General features: G+C 42.5%; 14 protein-coding genes. 4 read left to right on the top strand and 10 right to left on the bottom strand.

Going from position 1 to position 16,912, the window contains the following annotated elements; all coding sequences use genetic code 11:
* Positions 1 to 1,182 precede the first annotated feature (1,182 nt).
* Entirely contained in the window at positions 1,183 to 3,057 is a 1,875-nt protein-coding gene (locus tag MKI85_RS08210; RefSeq protein WP_241626708.1) for a polysaccharide biosynthesis protein, read from the top strand.
* A gap of 97 nt (positions 3,058 to 3,154) precedes the next feature.
* The gene (gene galE, locus MKI85_RS08205) at positions 3,155 to 4,174 is read left to right on the top strand and encodes a UDP-glucose 4-epimerase GalE (protein ID WP_241626706.1); all 1,020 of its coding nucleotides are present in this window, start codon (positions 3,155 to 3,157) and stop codon (positions 4,172 to 4,174) included.
* A gap of 7 nt (positions 4,175 to 4,181) precedes the next feature.
* Here the strand turns inward: galE and MKI85_RS08200 are convergent, their stop codons facing one another.
* The 10 genes from MKI85_RS08200 to MKI85_RS08155 all read right to left on the bottom strand — a co-directional run bounded on the left by MKI85_RS08200 (position 4,182) and on the right by MKI85_RS08155 (position 14,145).
* On the bottom strand, positions 4,182 to 5,216 hold the full coding sequence (locus MKI85_RS08200; RefSeq protein ID WP_241626704.1) for an acyltransferase family protein: 1,035 nt from the start codon (positions 5,214 to 5,216) through the stop codon (positions 4,182 to 4,184).
* Positions 5,217 to 5,271: 55 nt separating this feature from the next.
* Entirely contained in the window at positions 5,272 to 6,642 is a 1,371-nt protein-coding gene (locus MKI85_RS08195; protein WP_241626702.1) for a phosphohexomutase domain-containing protein, read from the bottom strand.
* Between the two features lie 54 nt (positions 6,643 to 6,696).
* Positions 6,697 to 8,535 carry a glutamine--fructose-6-phosphate transaminase (isomerizing) gene (gene glmS / locus MKI85_RS08190; protein ID WP_241626700.1) on the bottom strand — a complete coding sequence of 613 codons (1,839 nt, stop codon included), beginning with the start codon at positions 8,533 to 8,535 and terminating at the stop codon, positions 6,697 to 6,699.
* Between the two features lie 12 nt (positions 8,536 to 8,547).
* Positions 8,548 to 9,912 carry a bifunctional UDP-N-acetylglucosamine diphosphorylase/glucosamine-1-phosphate N-acetyltransferase GlmU gene (gene glmU, locus MKI85_RS08185; RefSeq protein ID WP_241626698.1) on the bottom strand — a complete coding sequence of 455 codons (1,365 nt, stop codon included), beginning with the start codon at positions 9,910 to 9,912 and terminating at the stop codon, positions 8,548 to 8,550.
* A gap of 21 nt (positions 9,913 to 9,933) precedes the next feature.
* Positions 9,934 to 10,482 carry a phosphatidylglycerophosphatase A family protein gene (locus MKI85_RS08180; protein ID WP_241626696.1) on the bottom strand — a complete coding sequence of 183 codons (549 nt, stop codon included), beginning with the start codon at positions 10,480 to 10,482 and terminating at the stop codon, positions 9,934 to 9,936.
* Entirely contained in the window at positions 10,433 to 11,350 is a 918-nt protein-coding gene (gene thiL, locus MKI85_RS08175) for a thiamine-phosphate kinase (protein ID WP_241626694.1), read from the bottom strand. Before thiL ends, MKI85_RS08180 begins: the two co-directional genes overlap by 50 nt.
* Before the next feature lie 17 nt (positions 11,351 to 11,367).
* Positions 11,368 to 11,817 carry a transcription antitermination factor NusB gene (gene nusB / locus MKI85_RS08170; RefSeq protein ID WP_116762674.1) on the bottom strand — a complete coding sequence of 150 codons (450 nt, stop codon included), beginning with the start codon at positions 11,815 to 11,817 and terminating at the stop codon, positions 11,368 to 11,370.
* Positions 11,818 to 11,820: 3 nt separating this feature from the next.
* The gene (gene ribH / locus MKI85_RS08165; protein ID WP_016165653.1) at positions 11,821 to 12,291 is read right to left on the bottom strand and encodes a 6,7-dimethyl-8-ribityllumazine synthase; all 471 of its coding nucleotides are present in this window, start codon (positions 12,289 to 12,291) and stop codon (positions 11,821 to 11,823) included.
* A gap of 11 nt (positions 12,292 to 12,302) precedes the next feature.
* Positions 12,303 to 13,424 carry a bifunctional 3,4-dihydroxy-2-butanone-4-phosphate synthase/GTP cyclohydrolase II gene (gene ribBA / locus MKI85_RS08160; RefSeq protein ID WP_241626692.1) on the bottom strand — a complete coding sequence of 374 codons (1,122 nt, stop codon included), beginning with the start codon at positions 13,422 to 13,424 and terminating at the stop codon, positions 12,303 to 12,305.
* 298 nt (positions 13,425 to 13,722) lie between these two features.
* A complete protein-coding gene (locus tag MKI85_RS08155; protein ID WP_100242299.1) occupies positions 13,723 to 14,145 on the bottom strand; it encodes an Lrp/AsnC family transcriptional regulator in 423 nt (140 codons plus the stop codon).
* Positions 14,146 to 14,349: 204 nt separating this feature from the next.
* On the opposite strand from MKI85_RS08155, the gene MKI85_RS08150 reads away from it, so the two are divergent.
* Together MKI85_RS08150 and MKI85_RS08145 are read left to right on the top strand one after the other, a co-directional pair.
* Positions 14,350 to 15,621: a Glu/Leu/Phe/Val family dehydrogenase gene (locus MKI85_RS08150; RefSeq protein ID WP_241626690.1), complete on the top strand. Its 1,272-nt coding sequence runs from the start codon at positions 14,350 to 14,352 to the stop codon at positions 15,619 to 15,621.
* Between the two features lie 72 nt (positions 15,622 to 15,693).
* Positions 15,694 to 16,911, top strand: a complete 1,218-nt coding sequence (locus tag MKI85_RS08145) for a bifunctional succinylornithine transaminase/acetylornithine transaminase (protein ID WP_241626687.1) — start codon at positions 15,694 to 15,696, stop codon at positions 16,909 to 16,911.
* Position 16,912: the final 1 nt, after the last annotated feature.

Raw genomic sequence — 16,912 nt, 5'->3', positions numbered from 1 at the left:
TTGGTATGTGATGTATTTTTCTATGCAATGCTCTGCTAGGACAATCTATCAGATATTATGTTTATGACCTTGCGTAGCAGAGCTTCTTAGGTTCACGATACTGTATTTTGATTTTAGAATGTTATTACACAAACAACTGAATTAAAATCATATTTAGGCGTAGAAACTGCTGGGGAAGCAGTAACTGAAAGCTTCTTTCATATATCAAGACAAGAGTCTATGTGGTACATGGCAGTGTATTTCTACTAGCAAACGAACCAATCATGTCTAGTTTGAATATATTGAGATTTACTACAACCGAATCAGACAATACGCTGTAAATAGCGGATTAAGTCTGACAGCATTTCAACAAAAATATTTTAAGAATTTAGAAAGATTTGCTGTCGAAAATACTGCCTAGGGGCAATTTTATTGTAGTGGGATTACCCATATATACTGGCAATATGCTTCTAAATATTCCGATAGCTTGTCGGATATAAATAGGAAAATGAATTTACTGCCGACTTCATTAGATTATTTGGTTTGTTCTTTTTTTAATGGGTTGAAGCTCAGAATGACTTATCCGATTTTATTGGGATTCCTGTTTAATTGAACCGAAACCCTTTTTGATCTTGCGAGAATAGCCCTTTCTATAATTGATTGGTTTAGGATTTACTTCCAGATATTTTTCAATTTCTGCATTGAAGACCGTTTCAGCCAGCTGTTTAATCCGAGACTTTAGAATAAAAGTTTTAGCCAGTGAGTGGTTGTTCTGATTGTAATTTTTTAAAGTTGTTATTTATCATCCTTTATCATTAATATCTGATTAATTTAATAAAATAATGATTTATTTTGATGAGTATCTCAATTTAATTAAAAACAAATATAAATTTATCAATTTTACCAATTTTTGGGGATTTATCGGCCTTTATGATGGCTTTATAGTTGTGCTATGTCATGCGTTTGCTTGATCGAGAAGGTTTACGTTGAGACTTAAAGTGCATTTAGTGAATGCTCAATTTCTAAGTGAAACAAATTTAAGGTTCTTGGCAGATAGCTCCCTTAAGTGAAGAGAGTCCTGTAAAAACTGTGAATACGATTAAGAAGATTGAGCAGACGATTGAGGCTATACCATTTCAACATGCATTTTTATTGATATAAAAATGGGCATAAAGATGCAATCCTGTAAAGGGGATCATCATTGTGAAAAATATAATCCATCAATTTGCTGCACAACCAAGAATATATAAGCAAATTTTCCTAAGTTTTTTAGACTTATTGGCTTTCCCTGTAATTTTATGGTTGTGCTATGTCATTCGTTTGTTTGATCCTGAAACGCCAATTATTTCAGATGCGACCTATGGCATTCTCTTGATCAGTTTTATTGCGGTCTTAAGTTTGATGATCACAGGCGTTTATCGTTTTATTGTCCATACTTTTGAAGAAATCCTGATATTGAAGTTAGCACTTGCTGTCGCAATGACGATGATCGCCTTATATGTACTGCGTTCAAGTACAGCAACATTTGTACCGATGTCTGTCCCATTTATATTCGGATTTCTGATGTTTACATGGGTTTGGTTGAGTAGGGTATATATACGTTTTTTAGTCAGAGCCTCATATTGTGCTGAAATTGGTCGTCACAGAGTTGCAATTTATGGTGCAGGTGCAGCTGGTCAGCAAATTGAGGCGGCACTTAAATGTTCAGGTCAGTATCTACCTATATTCTTTATTGATGATGATCCATCCTTACAAGGAAGAATTATTGGCAGTATACCCGTTTATCCAGTGGACAAAGCATTACAGCGGCTTAAGAAAGACCGAATAGATGAAATTTTATTGGCACTTCCTTCTGTGGGACGTGTAAGAAAAGCAGAGATTATCCATGAGCTTGAGCCTTGTTGTTTAAAAATTACTGCACTACCGGGTTTGACCCAGTTGGTTCATGGTGAAATTAAAATTTCAGATATTCAGGAAGTCGATATTATTGACTTGTTAGGGCGTGATCCTGTTCCCCCGATTGAACACTTATTGACCAAGAATATTGAAAATAAAATTGTGATGGTGACTGGTGCAGGTGGCTCTATAGGCTCTGAATTATGTCGTCAAATTGTCAAGAATAGGCCGAAAGCGCTAATTATTTATGAACTGAACGAATTCTCGTTGTATAACATTGACCAAGAATTACATTCAAGTAGTGATGTGACCATCATTCCTGTTTTGGGTTCTGTGCGGGATCAAGCCAAATTAGAGTATGAGATTGAACGGTATGGTGTTCAAACGGTTTATCATGCAGCTGCATACAAGCATGTACCATTAGTCGAATGTAATCCGCTGGATGGACTGAAAAATAATGCAATTGGTACGGCATGTAGTCTCAATGCAGCTGTTAAAAAAGGGGTGGAAACATTTGTATTAATTTCGACAGATAAAGCGGTTCGACCTACCAATGTGATGGGGGCTTCTAAACGACTGGCAGAGCTATATTGTCAATCTGTTGCTGCAATACAGCAAAATACACGTATCAGTATTGTTCGATTTGGTAATGTTTTAGGGTCATCAGGTTCAGTCGTCCCTTTGTTCAAACAGCAAATTGCCAATGGTGGTCCCATCACGGTGACTCATCCAGAGGTGACGCGTTACTTTATGACAATTCCTGAAGCCTCACAATTGGTGATTCAGGCGGGTGCACTGGGGCAAGGTGGAGAAATCTTCTTATTGGATATGGGGGAACCTGTATGCATTCAGAATTTGGCACGACAAATGATTAAACTCAGTGGTTGTACTGTGCGAGAAACTGGGTCGTTGAGTGGTGATATTGAGATCGCCTACAGTGGCTTACGTCCAGGAGAGAAGCTGTATGAGGAACTGTTGATTGACCAAGAGAATACAGAGTATACAGAGCATACGCGGATTCGTCGTTCCTTTGAAAAGGATTATCCTTTACAAGAAATACAAATAGTCTTTGATAAAATAAATCAAATGGATGCAGCAAAACCAGATATTGATTGGTTATTGACTCAACTTGAGCATTATGTCGATGGGTATAAACGGGGTAATCAAGTTATAATCAACTAAATTATATAGATTGGCTTGATGACTATAATATCGATATTACAGGATTCATTTGATAGCTTAATTTAGGGCTTACTGAAAGTTTTGCAAGGAAAAAAATATGGCTAAAATTTTAGTCACAGGTGGCGCAGGTTACATTGGCTCACATACCTGTGTTGAGTTATTAACGGCTGGTCATGACGTTGTTGTGTTAGATAATCTCTCGAATAGTTCAGTAGAATCTTTGGCTCGAGTGCAAGCGCTGGCAGGTAAATCTCTTGATTTTATTGAAGGGGATATTCGAGATGGTGAAACACTAGATCATCTTTTTTCGCAGCATACAATTGATGCAGTGATTCATTTCGCTGGTTTGAAAGCGGTGGGTGAAAGCCAGCAGATTCCTTTGACTTATTTTGATAATAACATTTCGGGGAGTCTAAATTTAGTCAAAGCCATGGAACGTGCTGGTGTATTTAAGCTGGTGTTTAGTTCTTCTGCGACTGTCTATGATGAAGCGAATGTTTCTCCACTCAATGAAGATATGCCGACAGGTATGCCTTCGAATAATTACGGTTATACCAAACTGATCGTTGAGCAGATGCTGCAAAAACTCAGTCTTGCAGATGCTCGTTGGTCGATTGCTTTGTTGCGTTACTTTAACCCTGTTGGAGCACATAAAAGTGGTCAAATTGGTGAAGATCCACAAGGAATTCCAAATAACTTAATGCCTTATGTGACACAAGTCGCTGTAGGGCGTCGTAAAAAACTGGCTATTTTTGGTCAAGATTACGATACCGTTGATGGTACGGGTGTTCGTGATTATATTCATGTGGTTGATCTAGCCAATGCGCATTTATGTGCGCTGAATAACCGTTTAGCCGCTACGGGTTGTCGTGCATGGAATATTGGTACGGGGCAAGGTGCCTCAGTTTTGCAAATTAAAAATACCTTTGAGCAAGTCAATGGGATTGAGATTGCTTTTGAATTTGCACCACGACGTGCGGGGGATGTTGCGACTTCATTTGCAGATAATACTCGCGCAGTGACAGAATTGAACTGGCAACCGCAATATGGTTTGGAAGATATGCTGGCTGACAGTTGGAACTGGCAGAAGCAGAATCCGCAAGGGTATGATCAATAACTGCAGTCTAAGTTATTGATCGTGTAGTAAGCCTTTTACCGATTTTGATAAAAGGCTTCTCATAGAAATAATAAAGAAGATTTGAAATTAAGATGGTTAAAATAATCGTGAGCAATATATTTAAATAAGCAGCTAAATTAAAAAAACGAGTTATATATAGAAAAATAACGGGATGTATGAGATAGATACCATAAGTTGCTTCACCAAGGTTTGATAAAAATTTGGAGAAAATTAATTGAATTGTAGTTACTTCTAGCTTATAAAAACCAAGAGTTAAGGTTACTGCGGCAATAGAAAAAATAATTCGATTTAAATTTGTGACTATTTGAATTTGATCTCCGTTAACAGGGTAAAACCATAAGATACAAATTGATATGAAAATCAGTAGAGGTGCAATACGTTTCATTGTCAATTCATGAAAATTGTAATATATAGCTAAGCCACTAAAATATAAAAATAAATTATTAAATGGGTTGATATAGGCTTTCCATTGCTGTGCGAGAGTTAAATGGTGATCAAGGGTGAAAAATGCGAAATATATTCCGATTATGATAGCTCCTAAGAGGGCTAAATTACCGAATAATTTTCGTTTATTGTAAAGCATAATCAGTATGGGTGTGAAAGCATAGTAAACACATTCATTGCCTATGCTCCATGCACCCACATTTATATATTCACTCGGTGCTAAAAATCCATATAATAGTGTTATGTTTAATATGAATTTAGATAAATCAAAATAGTGGGTGAGATAGAATTGATCAAGGCTAACAATGACAATAACAACCCAGAGAAGGGGGAGTAATCTAAATAAGCGCCGAATAAAAAAAATAAAAGAAGATTTAAAATTGCATATGAAATGATTATATACAATTCCCATGCTTAGCCCAGATAGCACGAAAAATATTGAAACACCATAAATACCTAGATTTCCTAAAAGACTACCAGCTTGAGGATGCCAAAGCGTCCAGCTGATCAGGTGGTAAATCATGATGGCGCAGGCGGTGATCCCTCTTAACCAATCAAGGGTTTCATATCTTTTCATGTGAGTTTTCTAATCAGGTGGGAACGAGGACAAATATGTCCCCGTTCAAATCAAACTACATCTGAATCAACTGGGTCAATTCATTTACGTATGTTTGCATTGGCTCAGGATTCTGATCCAAACGGCTTTCAATATTTAAGCGCAGTAAAGGTTCTGTGTTGGATGCACGGACGTTAAAACGCCAAGTTCCAAAATCTAAGCTCACCCCATCGGTGCGGTCAATCTTAGGATTTTGATCTGCGAAATGGTCAAACAGTTTTTGAATGGTGGCTTGGGTATCTGCAACCTTAAAATTGATTTCACCACTACATGGGAACTTGGTGATCATATCTTCAACCAAGCTAGATAGAGATTGTCCAGTTTCAGAAAGTACGCTAATCGCAAGCAACCATGGAATCATACCGCTATCACAATAGGCGAAATCACGGAAATAGTGGTGTGCACTCATTTCTCCGCCATAGACCGCATTATGCTCGCGCATAACATCTTTAATAAAGGCATGACCAGATTTAGATTGTACGGTAATCCCTCGATACTGATCGACAATATCTAAGGTATTCCAGACCAAACGTGGGTCATGTACAATTTTTTCATTGGCTTGCTTTAACAAAAAGGCCTGTGCCAATAAACCGACAATATAATAGCCTTCAATAAATTGCCCTTTTTCATCAAACAGGAAGCAGCGGTCAAAATCGCCATCCCAAGCAATGCCCATATCCGCCTGATGTTCCAGTACTGCATTACGAGTGCTGTCACGGTTTTCGATCAAGATTGGATTAGGAATGCCATTTGGGAATGTCCCATCGGCTTCATGGTGAATTTTAATAAATTCGACTGGAATTTGCAGTTGAGTGAATTTCTGTTCTAGTGCATCAATCACATGTCCTGCTGCACCATTACCTGCATTAACCACCAGTTTCAAAGGACGAATTTTTTCAGGACGAATATAGGTCAGTAGATGGTCGATAAATTCAGGCAAAATATCATAACTTTGCACTGTACCTTTATGCTCAATAGTCTGAAATGCGCCAGATTCAGCCAGTGCTTGAATCTCTTTTAAACCCGTGTCGGCACTAATTGGGCGTGCATTTTCACGCACAAGTTTCATGCCGTTATAATCCATTGGATTGTGGCTTGCCGTAATTTCAATACCGCCTTGTACATCAAGATGGAAGGCACCGAAATAGACCTCTTCCGTACCCGTCATCCCTAAATCCAGTACATTCACGCCTGCATCGGTAAGACCTTGAATAGTGGCTTGCTTGAGTCCTTCACTGCTGAGACGGATATCACAGCCAATCACCACGGTTTTTGGTTGATAGATTTGCCCATAGGCGCGGCCAATCTTGTAGGCAATCTCTTCATTTAATTCTGTGCCGAGTTTGCCTCGAATGTCATAAGCTTTAAAACAGGTCAGAGAGGTCATATCTTTCACTCATAATCATTTTATAAAAAAGGCTCGATGTTCGAGCCTTTGGTATCATTCGACGGTAACACTTTTGGCCAAGTTTCTCGGCTGGTCTACATCTGTACCGCGCAGGACTGCGACATGGTAGGAGAGTAACTGCACTGGCACGCTATACACAATCGGTGCTAGGGTTGCACTGATACTTGGTACACTCACCACATGTTGACGTTCTTTGCTTTGAATGCCGCTGTGTTCATCTGCGAAGACAAACAGTTCTCCACCACGTGCCTGAACTTCTTCCATATTGGATTTAAGTTTATCCAGCATGTCATCTTGCGGAGCCAGAATGACTACAGGCATATCATTATCAACCAAGGCCAATGGACCATGTTTGAGTTCACCTGCAGCATAACCTTCCGCATGGATGTAGGAAATTTCCTTGAGTTTGAGAGCACCTTCTAGAGCAATCGGGAAGTGTGTGCCACGACCCAAGAACAAGCAGTGCTGCTTTTCTACAAACAATTCAGACAGGTGCAGAATTGCTGGATTATTTTGTAGCGTATCCAGAATCACTTTTGGTAAGTGCCAAAGTTCTGCGGCAATCGTTTGGATTTGATGCTCGGAAATGGTTTGTTTGATTTGACCAATTTTCAGAATCAGCAACATCAATGCAGCGAGTTGTGTCGTGAAGGCTTTGGTTGAAGCCACCCCAATTTCTGGTCCTGCCAAAGTGAGTAAGCTATGGCTAGTTTCACGGATCATCGAGGATGTTGCGACATTACAAATTGCCATGGTCACAATATTGCTATTCTTTGCTGCTGCACGTTTTTGGGTATCGCGCAGTGCCGCTAAAGTATCCGCAGTTTCACCCGATTGTGAAATGCACAAGTAAAGCGTGTTATTGACAATCACAGGGGTGCGATAGCGGAACTCGCTGGCAATTTCGACCTGGCAAGGCACATCAATCAGTTGTTCAAACCAGTATTTGGCAATCATGCCTGCATGGTAACTGGTCCCACAAGCCAGAACTTGCACTTGCTGGATATTGGCAAAATCTACTTCGGCCTGTTGCAGGAAATCAGCACGTAAAGCATTGCCATCCAGTGCTTGCGAAATGGTTTGTTGTAATGCTTCAGGTTGCTCGTAAATTTCCTTTAGCATGTAATGCTTGAATTCACCTTTAGAGGCATTGCTGACGGTGGCATCAAGCTCTTTGACTGGACGCTGTACCAACTGCCCATTGACAAACACTTCAATTTTGTCACGGGTCAAGCGCGCGATATCGCCTTCTTCAAGGTAGATAAAGCGGTTGGTAATAGGGAGCAATGCCAATTGATCCGAGCTAATGAAATTCTCACCAATCCCGACGCCAATCACTAGAGGCGAGCCTTCACGCACAGTGATTAACTCATTCGGATAATCGGTATGAATAATCCCGAGGGCATAAGCACCTTTCAGTTGCGGCACTACGCTTTGTACCGCTTCTAACAAACTCGAGGTGGATTTCAATGCATCATGTACAAGGTGCGCAACCACTTCAGTATCGGTTTGTGAAGTGAATACATAACCAAGTGCTTCAAGATCATCTTTCAGCTCTTGGTAGTTTTCGATAATACCGTTATGTACCACCGCAACATCGCCTGAAACATGCGGATGGGCATTATTTTCAGTCGGTTTACCATGGGTAGCCCAACGGGTATGCGCGATCCCTAGGTTGCCGACAATTTGTGATTCACTTACGGCTTGTTCTAGATTGGCGACTTTACCGACACGACGTTCACGTAAAATCTGGTCATGGTTAACCAAGGCTAAACCCGCTGAGTCATAGCCACGATATTCAAGTCGCTTGAGACCTTCAATGAGAATATTGGTAATACTACGTTCTGCAACGCCACCGACAATACCACACATAGGACGATCCTCTTATTTCTTCAATTTTTGTGGACGTTGAAAATTTTCTTTGACCAGTTGTTTAGAGCGTTCAATGGCTAAACAATTATCTTCGACATCGCGGGTAATCACGGAACCTGCACCAACGGTTGCGCCGTTGCCAATGCGGACAGGGGCAACCAGTGAACTGTTGGAACCAATAAATGCAGCATCACCAATGATGGTTTTAAATTTGTTGGCACCATCATAGTTACAGGTAATGGTGCCTGCACCAATATTAGAACCTGCACCAATTTCGGCATCGCCTAAATAGGTAAAGTGGTTGGCTTTAGAGCCTAGACCGACACTCGAGTTTTTGACTTCGACAAAGTTACCGATATGCACTTCATTGGCGAGTTTTGCCCCTGGGCGTAAGCGCGCAAAAGGTCCAATTTGGGTATCTTCACCGACAATGGCTTGATCAAATAAACTGTAGGGTTGAACTTTGGTGCCTGTGGCAATTTTGGTGTTCTTAATCACACAGCCTGCACCAATTTCTACACGGTCACCGAACTCGCAGTCACCTTCAATAATGACGTTAATGTCGATACGTACATCTTGCCCAACTTTGAGTGTGCCACGCAGATCAAAACGGCTCGGATCAATCAAATGCACACCTTGTTGCATGAGTTGCTTGGCTTGGAAGTTTTGAAATTGACGTTCAAGCGCTGCAAGTTGAATACGATCATTGACGCCTTCAACTTCAAATGCCATCTCAGGTTTAACTGAAGCCACTTCAAGACCATCTGCCAGTGCCATCGCCACGATGTCAGTCAGGTAGTATTCACCTTGGGCATTGTTGTTGCTCAATTGTGGCAACCATTGATGCAGTTTGGCATTGCTGACACAGTAAATACCCGTGTTGATTTCTTGAATCTGGCGTTGTTGCTCGTTGGCATCTTTGTGTTCAACAATTGCCTGAATTTGCCCATTTTCACGCACAATGCGTCCATAGCCTGTGGCATCTTCGAGGGTTAAAGTCACCAAACCAATGCCTGTTCCACGTGAAGCATCCAGTAATTTTTGTAAGGTCGCTGGTGTGATACATGGGACATCACCCGATAAAATCAGGGAAATACCGTCTTGTGGCAGCACAGGCAAGGTCATTTGTACCGCATGACCTGTACCGAGTTGCTCGGCTTGTTCAACCCATTGGACTTGTTCATGGTTAAAATATTGTTGTACTTGTTCACCGCCATGTCCATAAATGGTAATGATATGTTCAGCATTGAGTTGTTTTGCTGTGTCAATCACATGACCAAGTAAGGGGCGTCCTGCTAAGGGTTGTAAAACTTTGGGTAGCTGGGAACGCATACGTGTTCCTTTACCTGCAGCAAGAATAATCACAGAAGTTGTCATAACACACCTTACATGCTGACCTTAAGCCAGAGAAATATTGAGGTATATAAAAATACAGAGCGCTGCCCATAGCCCTGCAATAATGTCATCCAGCATGATGCCGAAACCACCATGCACTTGACGGTCAATCACGCGAATTGGCCATGGTTTCCACACATCAAATAGACGGAACAGTAAAAAACCAATTAATGCAGAGATCAAACTCATTTGTCCGAAGTAGATCAACGGTAATACTGTAATTGATTGACCCGCGAACTCGTCCCAGACAATGCGCCCATCATCATGTACACCCATCACTTTGGCGGTTTGTCCGCAAATGTAGATGCCGATGAGTGACATCAGAATGATGGCGTAGATGGAGTTGAGAAAGCCTAAATTCAACCACAGCGGAATAAAGAGCAGGGCAAAGGCTGAACCAAAAGTACCTGGTGCTTTGGGTAATAAACCTGAGCCAAAACCGACGCCGCAAAATACGATACAGCGGTTCGACCAAGACATGTGTTTAAACTGAATTGGAGGTTTATGCAAAGTGTTGATACCCTTGAAATTGAAGCGGATGATCTTTGCCATCTTTTTCAAATGTAAGCCCAGTTGAATTTGTAATTGTTCCAATTACCGTAATTTTTACATCTAATTGTTGTTGCAAAAGCTGTTGGTAATTTTGCGGGCTTATTGTAAAGCATAACTCATAGTCATCGCCACCTGCGAGCGCGTATTGCCATTGTTGTGCTTGTGTTAATTGTTGCACATTTGGGTCAATCGGTAGTTGCTCAAGTTGCAAGTGGGCACCGACCTGTGACGCTTTAAGAATGTGTCCTAAATCTTGCGCCAGACCATCCGAGACATCAATCATGGCGGAGGCAAGACCTTTCAGTTGCTGTCCGAGCTGGCAGCGTGGGGTCGGGTAGTCTAAGCGTTGTTTTAAAGGGTGGTCTGGATGTTGCAGCCCAAAAGCGGCATCGCCGACTTGACCACTGACACAGACATAGTCGCCCAACTGTGCACCTGAGCGCTTTACCGCTTGGTTGGTGTCAATCCAGCCGAGAGCAGTCACAGAAATGGTGAGATGTGGGCTTTGCGTGGTATCACCACCGATTAAACTCACCCCAAATTGATCGCAGCAATCATAGAGTCCCTGACTAAAGTCTTTTAGCCAGTCATGATCAATTTGGGGTAGGCTCAATGCCAATAAAATACTATGCGGTTTGGCACCCATTGCTGCGATATCGGAAAGATTTACCGCAACAGACTTCCAGCCAATGGCATGGGCAGGAGTATCGAGAGGAAAATGTCGTCCCGCAATCAAGGTATCGGTACAGATCACCAATTGTTGCTGCGGAGGAGGGGTAAGCAAGGCTGAGTCATCGCCGACACCTAAATCGACCGAATGCTGATGCGCTCGATTAAAATAGGTTTCAATAATAGAAAACTCAGCCATACTACTTACTATACGTCTTATTGTGCTTGTTGCTTTTCTGCTGCACGAAGGCTGTTGGCTAAACGGTCCAATACACCATTGATGTATTTGTGACTGTCTGCACCGCCAAAGTGTTTTGCAAGCTCAATCGCTTCATCTAAAACCACGCGATATGGGATTTCAAGATGTTCTTTCAATTCGTAAGCACCTAAACGCAGTGTTGCAAGTTCAACACCGTCTAAGGCTTCGATTTGGCGATCTAGCACAGGAATAAGAAGCGCATCCAAAGCGTCATGATTGGCAACCACTTGAGTCAGCAATTCATGATAATAGCTTAGGTCCACTTTATGCATGGCATTTTCAACACGGGTACGCGCTTCAATTTCATGCACTGGGTTGCGGCTCATTTGCCATTCATAAATGCCTTGTACAGCAAAACGACGTGCTTTACGTTTTGCAGCATAAGCGGCTTGAAGTGTTTGCGACATGCTTTAAATAGCCTTTAACAAGTTAACCATTTCAATTGCAGTAAGAGCAGCTTCGCTACCTTTATTACCTGCTTTTGTTCCAGAGCGTTCAATCGCTTGTTCAATGCTGTCCGTAGTCAATACACCATTAATTACTGGTAAGCCAGTGTCTAAGCCTACAACGCCTAGACCTTTGGCACATTCACCTGCAACAAAGTCGAAGTGAGGCGTGCTACCACGAATCACTGCGCCCAGCGCGATGATGGCATCAAAGCGATCAGAAGCTGCCAGTTTTTTCGCAACCACTGGAAGTTCCCATGCGCCTGGTGCATGAACAACAGTGATATTATCCTCTGATACACCATGACGTTTCAATGTATCAATTGCACCTTCGAGTAAGTGTTCAACGACAAAGCTATTGAAACGACCAACTAAAATCGCGTAACGGCCTTCGCTCGCGAGATGTAATAAACCTTCAATTCGGCGAATCGCCATAGCAACCTCGATTATTTCGTTAATGTTTGTTGAGCGGTGACATATTCCACCACTTCAAGATTAAAACCTGATAATGCGTTGAAACGTAGCGGCGAACTGAGCAGCTTCATTTTTTCAACACCTAAATCACGTAAAATTTGTGCGCCTACACCAATGGTTTGGTATTGCTGTGACAATGCTGCACTGGATTTGGTTTTCTTCGGTGCAGTCAGACTGTCGAGGGCAGGACCGAGGTCTTGCAAATGACGTTGACCAATCCACACCAGTACGCCGCGATCACTTTGTGCAATTTCTTTTAAAGCACGATCCAAGTTCCACGCAGGTTCACCATCTTGCTTATTGAGTTTCAGCAAGTCTCGTGTAGGATTGAAACCATGCACGCGAACTGTGGTGATGCCGTCTTTTGGCTCACCTTTGACCAAAGCCAAATGAATATCTGGATTACCAATTTCACGGTAACGATAGAGCTCAAATGTGCCATATTCGGTATCGATGCTTTCTTGACCAAGACGCTCAACCGTTTGTTCATTGGTCATGCGGTAATGGATCAGGTCGGCAATGGTCCCTATTTTAAGACCATGCTTTTCTGCAAAAATTTCTAAATCTGGACGACGTGCCATGGTGCCGTCTTCTTTAATGATTTCACAAATCACAGAAGCGGGTTCTAAACCAGCAATACGGGCAAGATCACAGCCTGCTTCGGTATGTCCCGCACGGTGCAGTACACCACCTGGTTGTGCCATCAAGGGGAAGATATGCCCTGGCTGTACAATATCGCTTGGCTTGGCATGTGCCGCGACGGCAGTTTGAATGGTATGCGCACGTTCTGCCGCAGAAATACCTGTGGTGATGCCTTCTGCTGCTTCAATCGAGAGGGTGAAGTTGGTGGCGTGCTGCGCACCATTGGCATCTACCATTAAAGGCAAATTCAATTGCTGACAACGCTCACGACTTAAAGTGAGGCATACTAAACCGCGGGCATGCGTAATCATGAAGTTAATATCTTCTGGACGGACATGCGTTGCTGCAATGACCAAGTCACCTTCATTTTCACGGTCTTCATCATCCATCAGGATGACCATTTTCCCTGCACGGATATCTGCTACAAGCTCTTCAACGGTATTGAGCGGCATCAATCTTCACCTTTCTATTCATCTGCAAATCACTCAGGAATTTGCATTTTTGATTGTGGCATAGTCTAACGCTTTTTTAGACAGTTTGCCTATGCTTTTACTTTTCTGTACGTGAATTGTTATACACAGCCACGCACGACTTTAAAAGAGTTGAGCCATTTAAAAATGATCAAACGGTTAAACTCGCGGGGTCAAAATTGGCTGATCTGGGTTAAACCTTCGCACACAACATCGCTTTTTCATCAGTTTCACACCTCTTGATCCGCTGGTGCATCGTGTTGAACTATGCTATGAGCGATTAGGCTTTGTAGGTCGAGAGCAAGATACTGGTTTCAGTGTTGTAAATGCCTGAAATGGTTCGAATCCGCTCAAGGGTCTTATCAAAACTTTCTAAACTGTCCGACTTCAACTCCACCAATAAATCCCATTTGCCATTGGTGGTATGCAGCGTGTGTACCGCAGGATCAATTCTGAGTTCTTTCACCACAGCACTGGTCTTGGTGCCTTCCACCATAATATTCATCCAAGCACGGATGGTGTTTTTTTCACTGCCAGGCTTCAAGCGTACGGTATAGCCGGTAATGATGCCACTGGATTCCAAATATTCGATGCGTTTTTGCACCGTGTTGCGGGAAACACGCACTTTATTGGCGATATCAGTAATCGACATTCGGGCATTATCACGCAGCAAACCGAGAATTTGGCTGTCCGTATCATTCATTTTGATTTTCCTTGTCAGCATTTTGCTAAAATTTATTGCATTTTAATCAAAATTACAACTTTTTGGATTCGTTTTGATTTTTCATACTATGTGTACTGGGTAACACTCCAGTTGGAACTACACCGAGCTGAGGCGGTGTCCAATAGGTGGGGTGTTTCCTATTTTTAATGGATTGGATCAACCAAATTCTCAGAGGATAAATCAATGTCTTTGTCGTATGAAATGGAAAACAGTGGCGCATGGCAAACCTACCTTGCTCAGATTAACCGTGTTGCACCTTATCTGGAAGAAGACTTAATCCCTTTTATCAATACATTAAAGCGTCCAAAGCGTGCGCTTATTGTTGATGTACCAATCGTAATGGACGATGGTTCTATTCAGCATTTCGAAGGTTACCGTGTACAACACAACTTGTCGCGTGGACCAGGTAAGGGCGGTATTCGCTACCATCCAGATGTTGAATTGAATGAAGTGATGGCGCTCTCAGCGTGGATGACCATCAAAACTGCAGTATTAAATTTACCGTATGGCGGCGCCAAAGGCGGTATTCGTGTAGACCCTCGTAAATTGTCTCCGCGTGAGCTTGAGCGTTTAACGCGTCGTTTCACCAGCGAAATTAGCCCGATCATTGGCCCACAAAACGATATTCCAGCTCCAGACGTAGGCACCAATGCCGACATTATGGGTTGGATGATGGATACCTATTCCAGCATTAAAGGTCACACAGTGACGGGTGTTGTAACAGGTAAGCCAGTGCATTTGGGCGGTTCTTTAGGTCGTGTTCGTGCTACAGGTCGTGGTGTATTCGTAACAGGTTTAGAAGTTGCGAAGAAAATCAATTTGCCACTTGAAGGCAGTCGTGTCGCAGTTCAGGGCTTTGGTAACGTGGGTAGCGAAGCCGCTTACCTATTCCAAAAAGCCAATGCGAAAGTGGTGTGTGTACAAGACCATACTGGCACCATTTTTAATGAAAATGGCATCGATATTAAAGCATTGCAAGATTACGTCGCGATTCACAAAGGTATCGCGGGTTACCCAGATGCAAGCCTGATTGAAGATGACGCATTCTGGGCAGTAGAAATGGATATTTTAATCCCTGCTGCATTAGAAGGTCAGATTACGCCTGAGCGTGCACAGAAACTGACTGCGAAATTGATCTTGGAAGGTGCAAACGGTCCAACTTATCCAGAAGCAGAAGACATTCTTTCACAACGTCAAATCATGATTGTGCCAGATGTACTGTGTAACGCTGGTGGTGTAACCGTAAGTTACTTCGAATGGGTACAGGACATGGCAAGTTACTTCTGGACTGAGGAGGAAATTAACGAGCGCTTAGACAAACTCATGATTAAAGCAGTTGAAGACGTTTGGCATAAAGCCAACGAAAAAGACTGTAGCTTGCGTACAGCAGCGTACATTTTGGCGTGTGAACGCATTTTGAAAGCACGTAAAGAGCGCGGAATTTTCCCTGGTTAAGGGAAAATTTCACACTGCTGAAGTGTGAACTGAAGAAAGATTAACGTCAGATTTATTAAGGAAGAACAGACCATGAACCAGAATAACCAACCAAGTCGCCAAGATTTTAATCAGTATATGGTGCCTGTATTTGCACCCGCTCAATTTATTCCTGTGCGCGGTGAAGGTTCTCGTTTATGGGATCAGCAAGGTAAAGAATATATCGATTTTGCCGGTGGTATTGCGGTGAATGCGCTTGGGCATGCACATCCAGTTGCGGTCAAAGCCTTAGTCGAACAAGGTCAGAAGTTATGGCATATCGGTAACGGCTATACCAATGAACCTGTACTTACCCTCGCAAAACAATTGGTTGAAAGTACCTTTGCCGATAAAGTGTTCTTCTGTAACTCTGGTGCAGAAGCCAATGAAGCGGCTTTGAAACTTGCGCGCAAAGTGGGTCTACTGTCAGGCTCTGCGCGCAAGAACAAGATTATTGCATTTAAAAATGCCTTCCACGGCCGTACCTTATTTACGGTATCGGCAGGTGGTCAACCGAAATACTCACAAGACTTTGCACCTCTTCCAGAAGGTATTCACCATCTCCCATTCAATGATTTGGATGCAGCACGTGCAGCCATTGATGCCGACACGTGTGCGGTGATTGTTGAGCCGATTCAAGGTGAAGGCGGTGTGATCACGGCAAAGCCTGAATTCTTAAAAGGCTTACGTGAACTGTGTGATCAACACGGTGCAGTGCTGATTTTTGATGAAGTGCAAACCGGTGTCGGTCGTACAGGGGCGCTATATGCCTATATGAACACTGAAGTGACACCAGACATTTTAACCACAGCCAAAGCACTGGGTGGTGGTTTCCCAATCGGTGCCATGATTACCACAGATAAATACGCCAACATGTATGCGGTGGGTGATCACGGTACAACTTACGGTGGTAATCCATTGGCATCTGCTGTCGCTAATGCAGTGTTTGGATTCATCAATACCCCTGAAGTATTGAATGGTGTACGTACCCGTGCGCAAATTTTTGCAGAAGGTTTAAACCGTTTAAATGAACGTTTTGGCTTGTTTGACGAAGTTCGTGGTCAAGGTTTATTGATTGGTTGCGTACTCAAAGCGGAATATGCAGGTAAAGCCAAAGACATCGTCACCCTTGCTGGTGAAGAAGGCTTGTTGGCACTGATTGCAGGTCCAAACGTGGTTCGTTTCACCCCATCTTTAATTATTCCTGAAGCAGATATCGAAGCAGGTCTACAACGTTTCGAGCGTGCACTCGCACGTTTTGTTGGCGCGTGAT

The sequence above is a fragment of the Acinetobacter zhairuonensis genome (assembly GCF_022601715.1).
Classification (GTDB): domain Bacteria; phylum Pseudomonadota; class Gammaproteobacteria; order Pseudomonadales; family Moraxellaceae; genus Acinetobacter.
This window is presented reverse-complemented; position numbering and strand designations above follow the sequence as displayed.

What these genes read in the sequence shown, in the direction of transcription:
- galE (WP_241626706.1), top strand. Translation starts at nt 3,155, where the DNA reads ATGGCTAAAATTTTAGTCACAGGTGGCGCAGGTTACATTGGCTCACAT.
- MKI85_RS08200 (WP_241626704.1), bottom strand. Translation starts at nt 5,216, where the DNA reads ATGAAAAGATATGAAACCCTTGATTGGTTAAGAGGGATCACCGCCTGC.
- MKI85_RS08195 (WP_241626702.1), bottom strand. Translation starts at nt 6,642, where the DNA reads ATGACCTCTCTGACCTGTTTTAAAGCTTATGACATTCGAGGCAAACTC.
- glmS (WP_241626700.1), bottom strand. Translation starts at nt 8,535, where the DNA reads ATGTGTGGTATTGTCGGTGGCGTTGCAGAACGTAGTATTACCAATATT.
- glmU (WP_241626698.1), bottom strand. Translation starts at nt 9,912, where the DNA reads ATGACAACTTCTGTGATTATTCTTGCTGCAGGTAAAGGAACACGTATG.
- MKI85_RS08180 (WP_241626696.1), bottom strand. Translation starts at nt 10,482, where the DNA reads ATGGCAAAGATCATCCGCTTCAATTTCAAGGGTATCAACACTTTGCAT.
- thiL (WP_241626694.1), bottom strand. Translation starts at nt 11,350, where the DNA reads ATGGCTGAGTTTTCTATTATTGAAACCTATTTTAATCGAGCGCATCAG.
- nusB (WP_116762674.1), bottom strand. Translation starts at nt 11,817, where the DNA reads ATGTCGCAAACACTTCAAGCCGCTTATGCTGCAAAACGTAAAGCACGT.
- ribH (WP_016165653.1), bottom strand. Translation starts at nt 12,291, where the DNA reads ATGGCGATTCGCCGAATTGAAGGTTTATTACATCTCGCGAGCGAAGGC.
- ribBA (WP_241626692.1), bottom strand. Translation starts at nt 13,424, where the DNA reads ATGCCGCTCAATACCGTTGAAGAGCTTGTAGCAGATATCCGTGCAGGG.
- MKI85_RS08155 (WP_100242299.1), bottom strand. Translation starts at nt 14,145, where the DNA reads ATGAATGATACGGACAGCCAAATTCTCGGTTTGCTGCGTGATAATGCC.
- MKI85_RS08150 (WP_241626690.1), top strand. Translation starts at nt 14,350, where the DNA reads ATGTCTTTGTCGTATGAAATGGAAAACAGTGGCGCATGGCAAACCTAC.
- MKI85_RS08145 (WP_241626687.1), top strand. Translation starts at nt 15,694, where the DNA reads ATGAACCAGAATAACCAACCAAGTCGCCAAGATTTTAATCAGTATATG.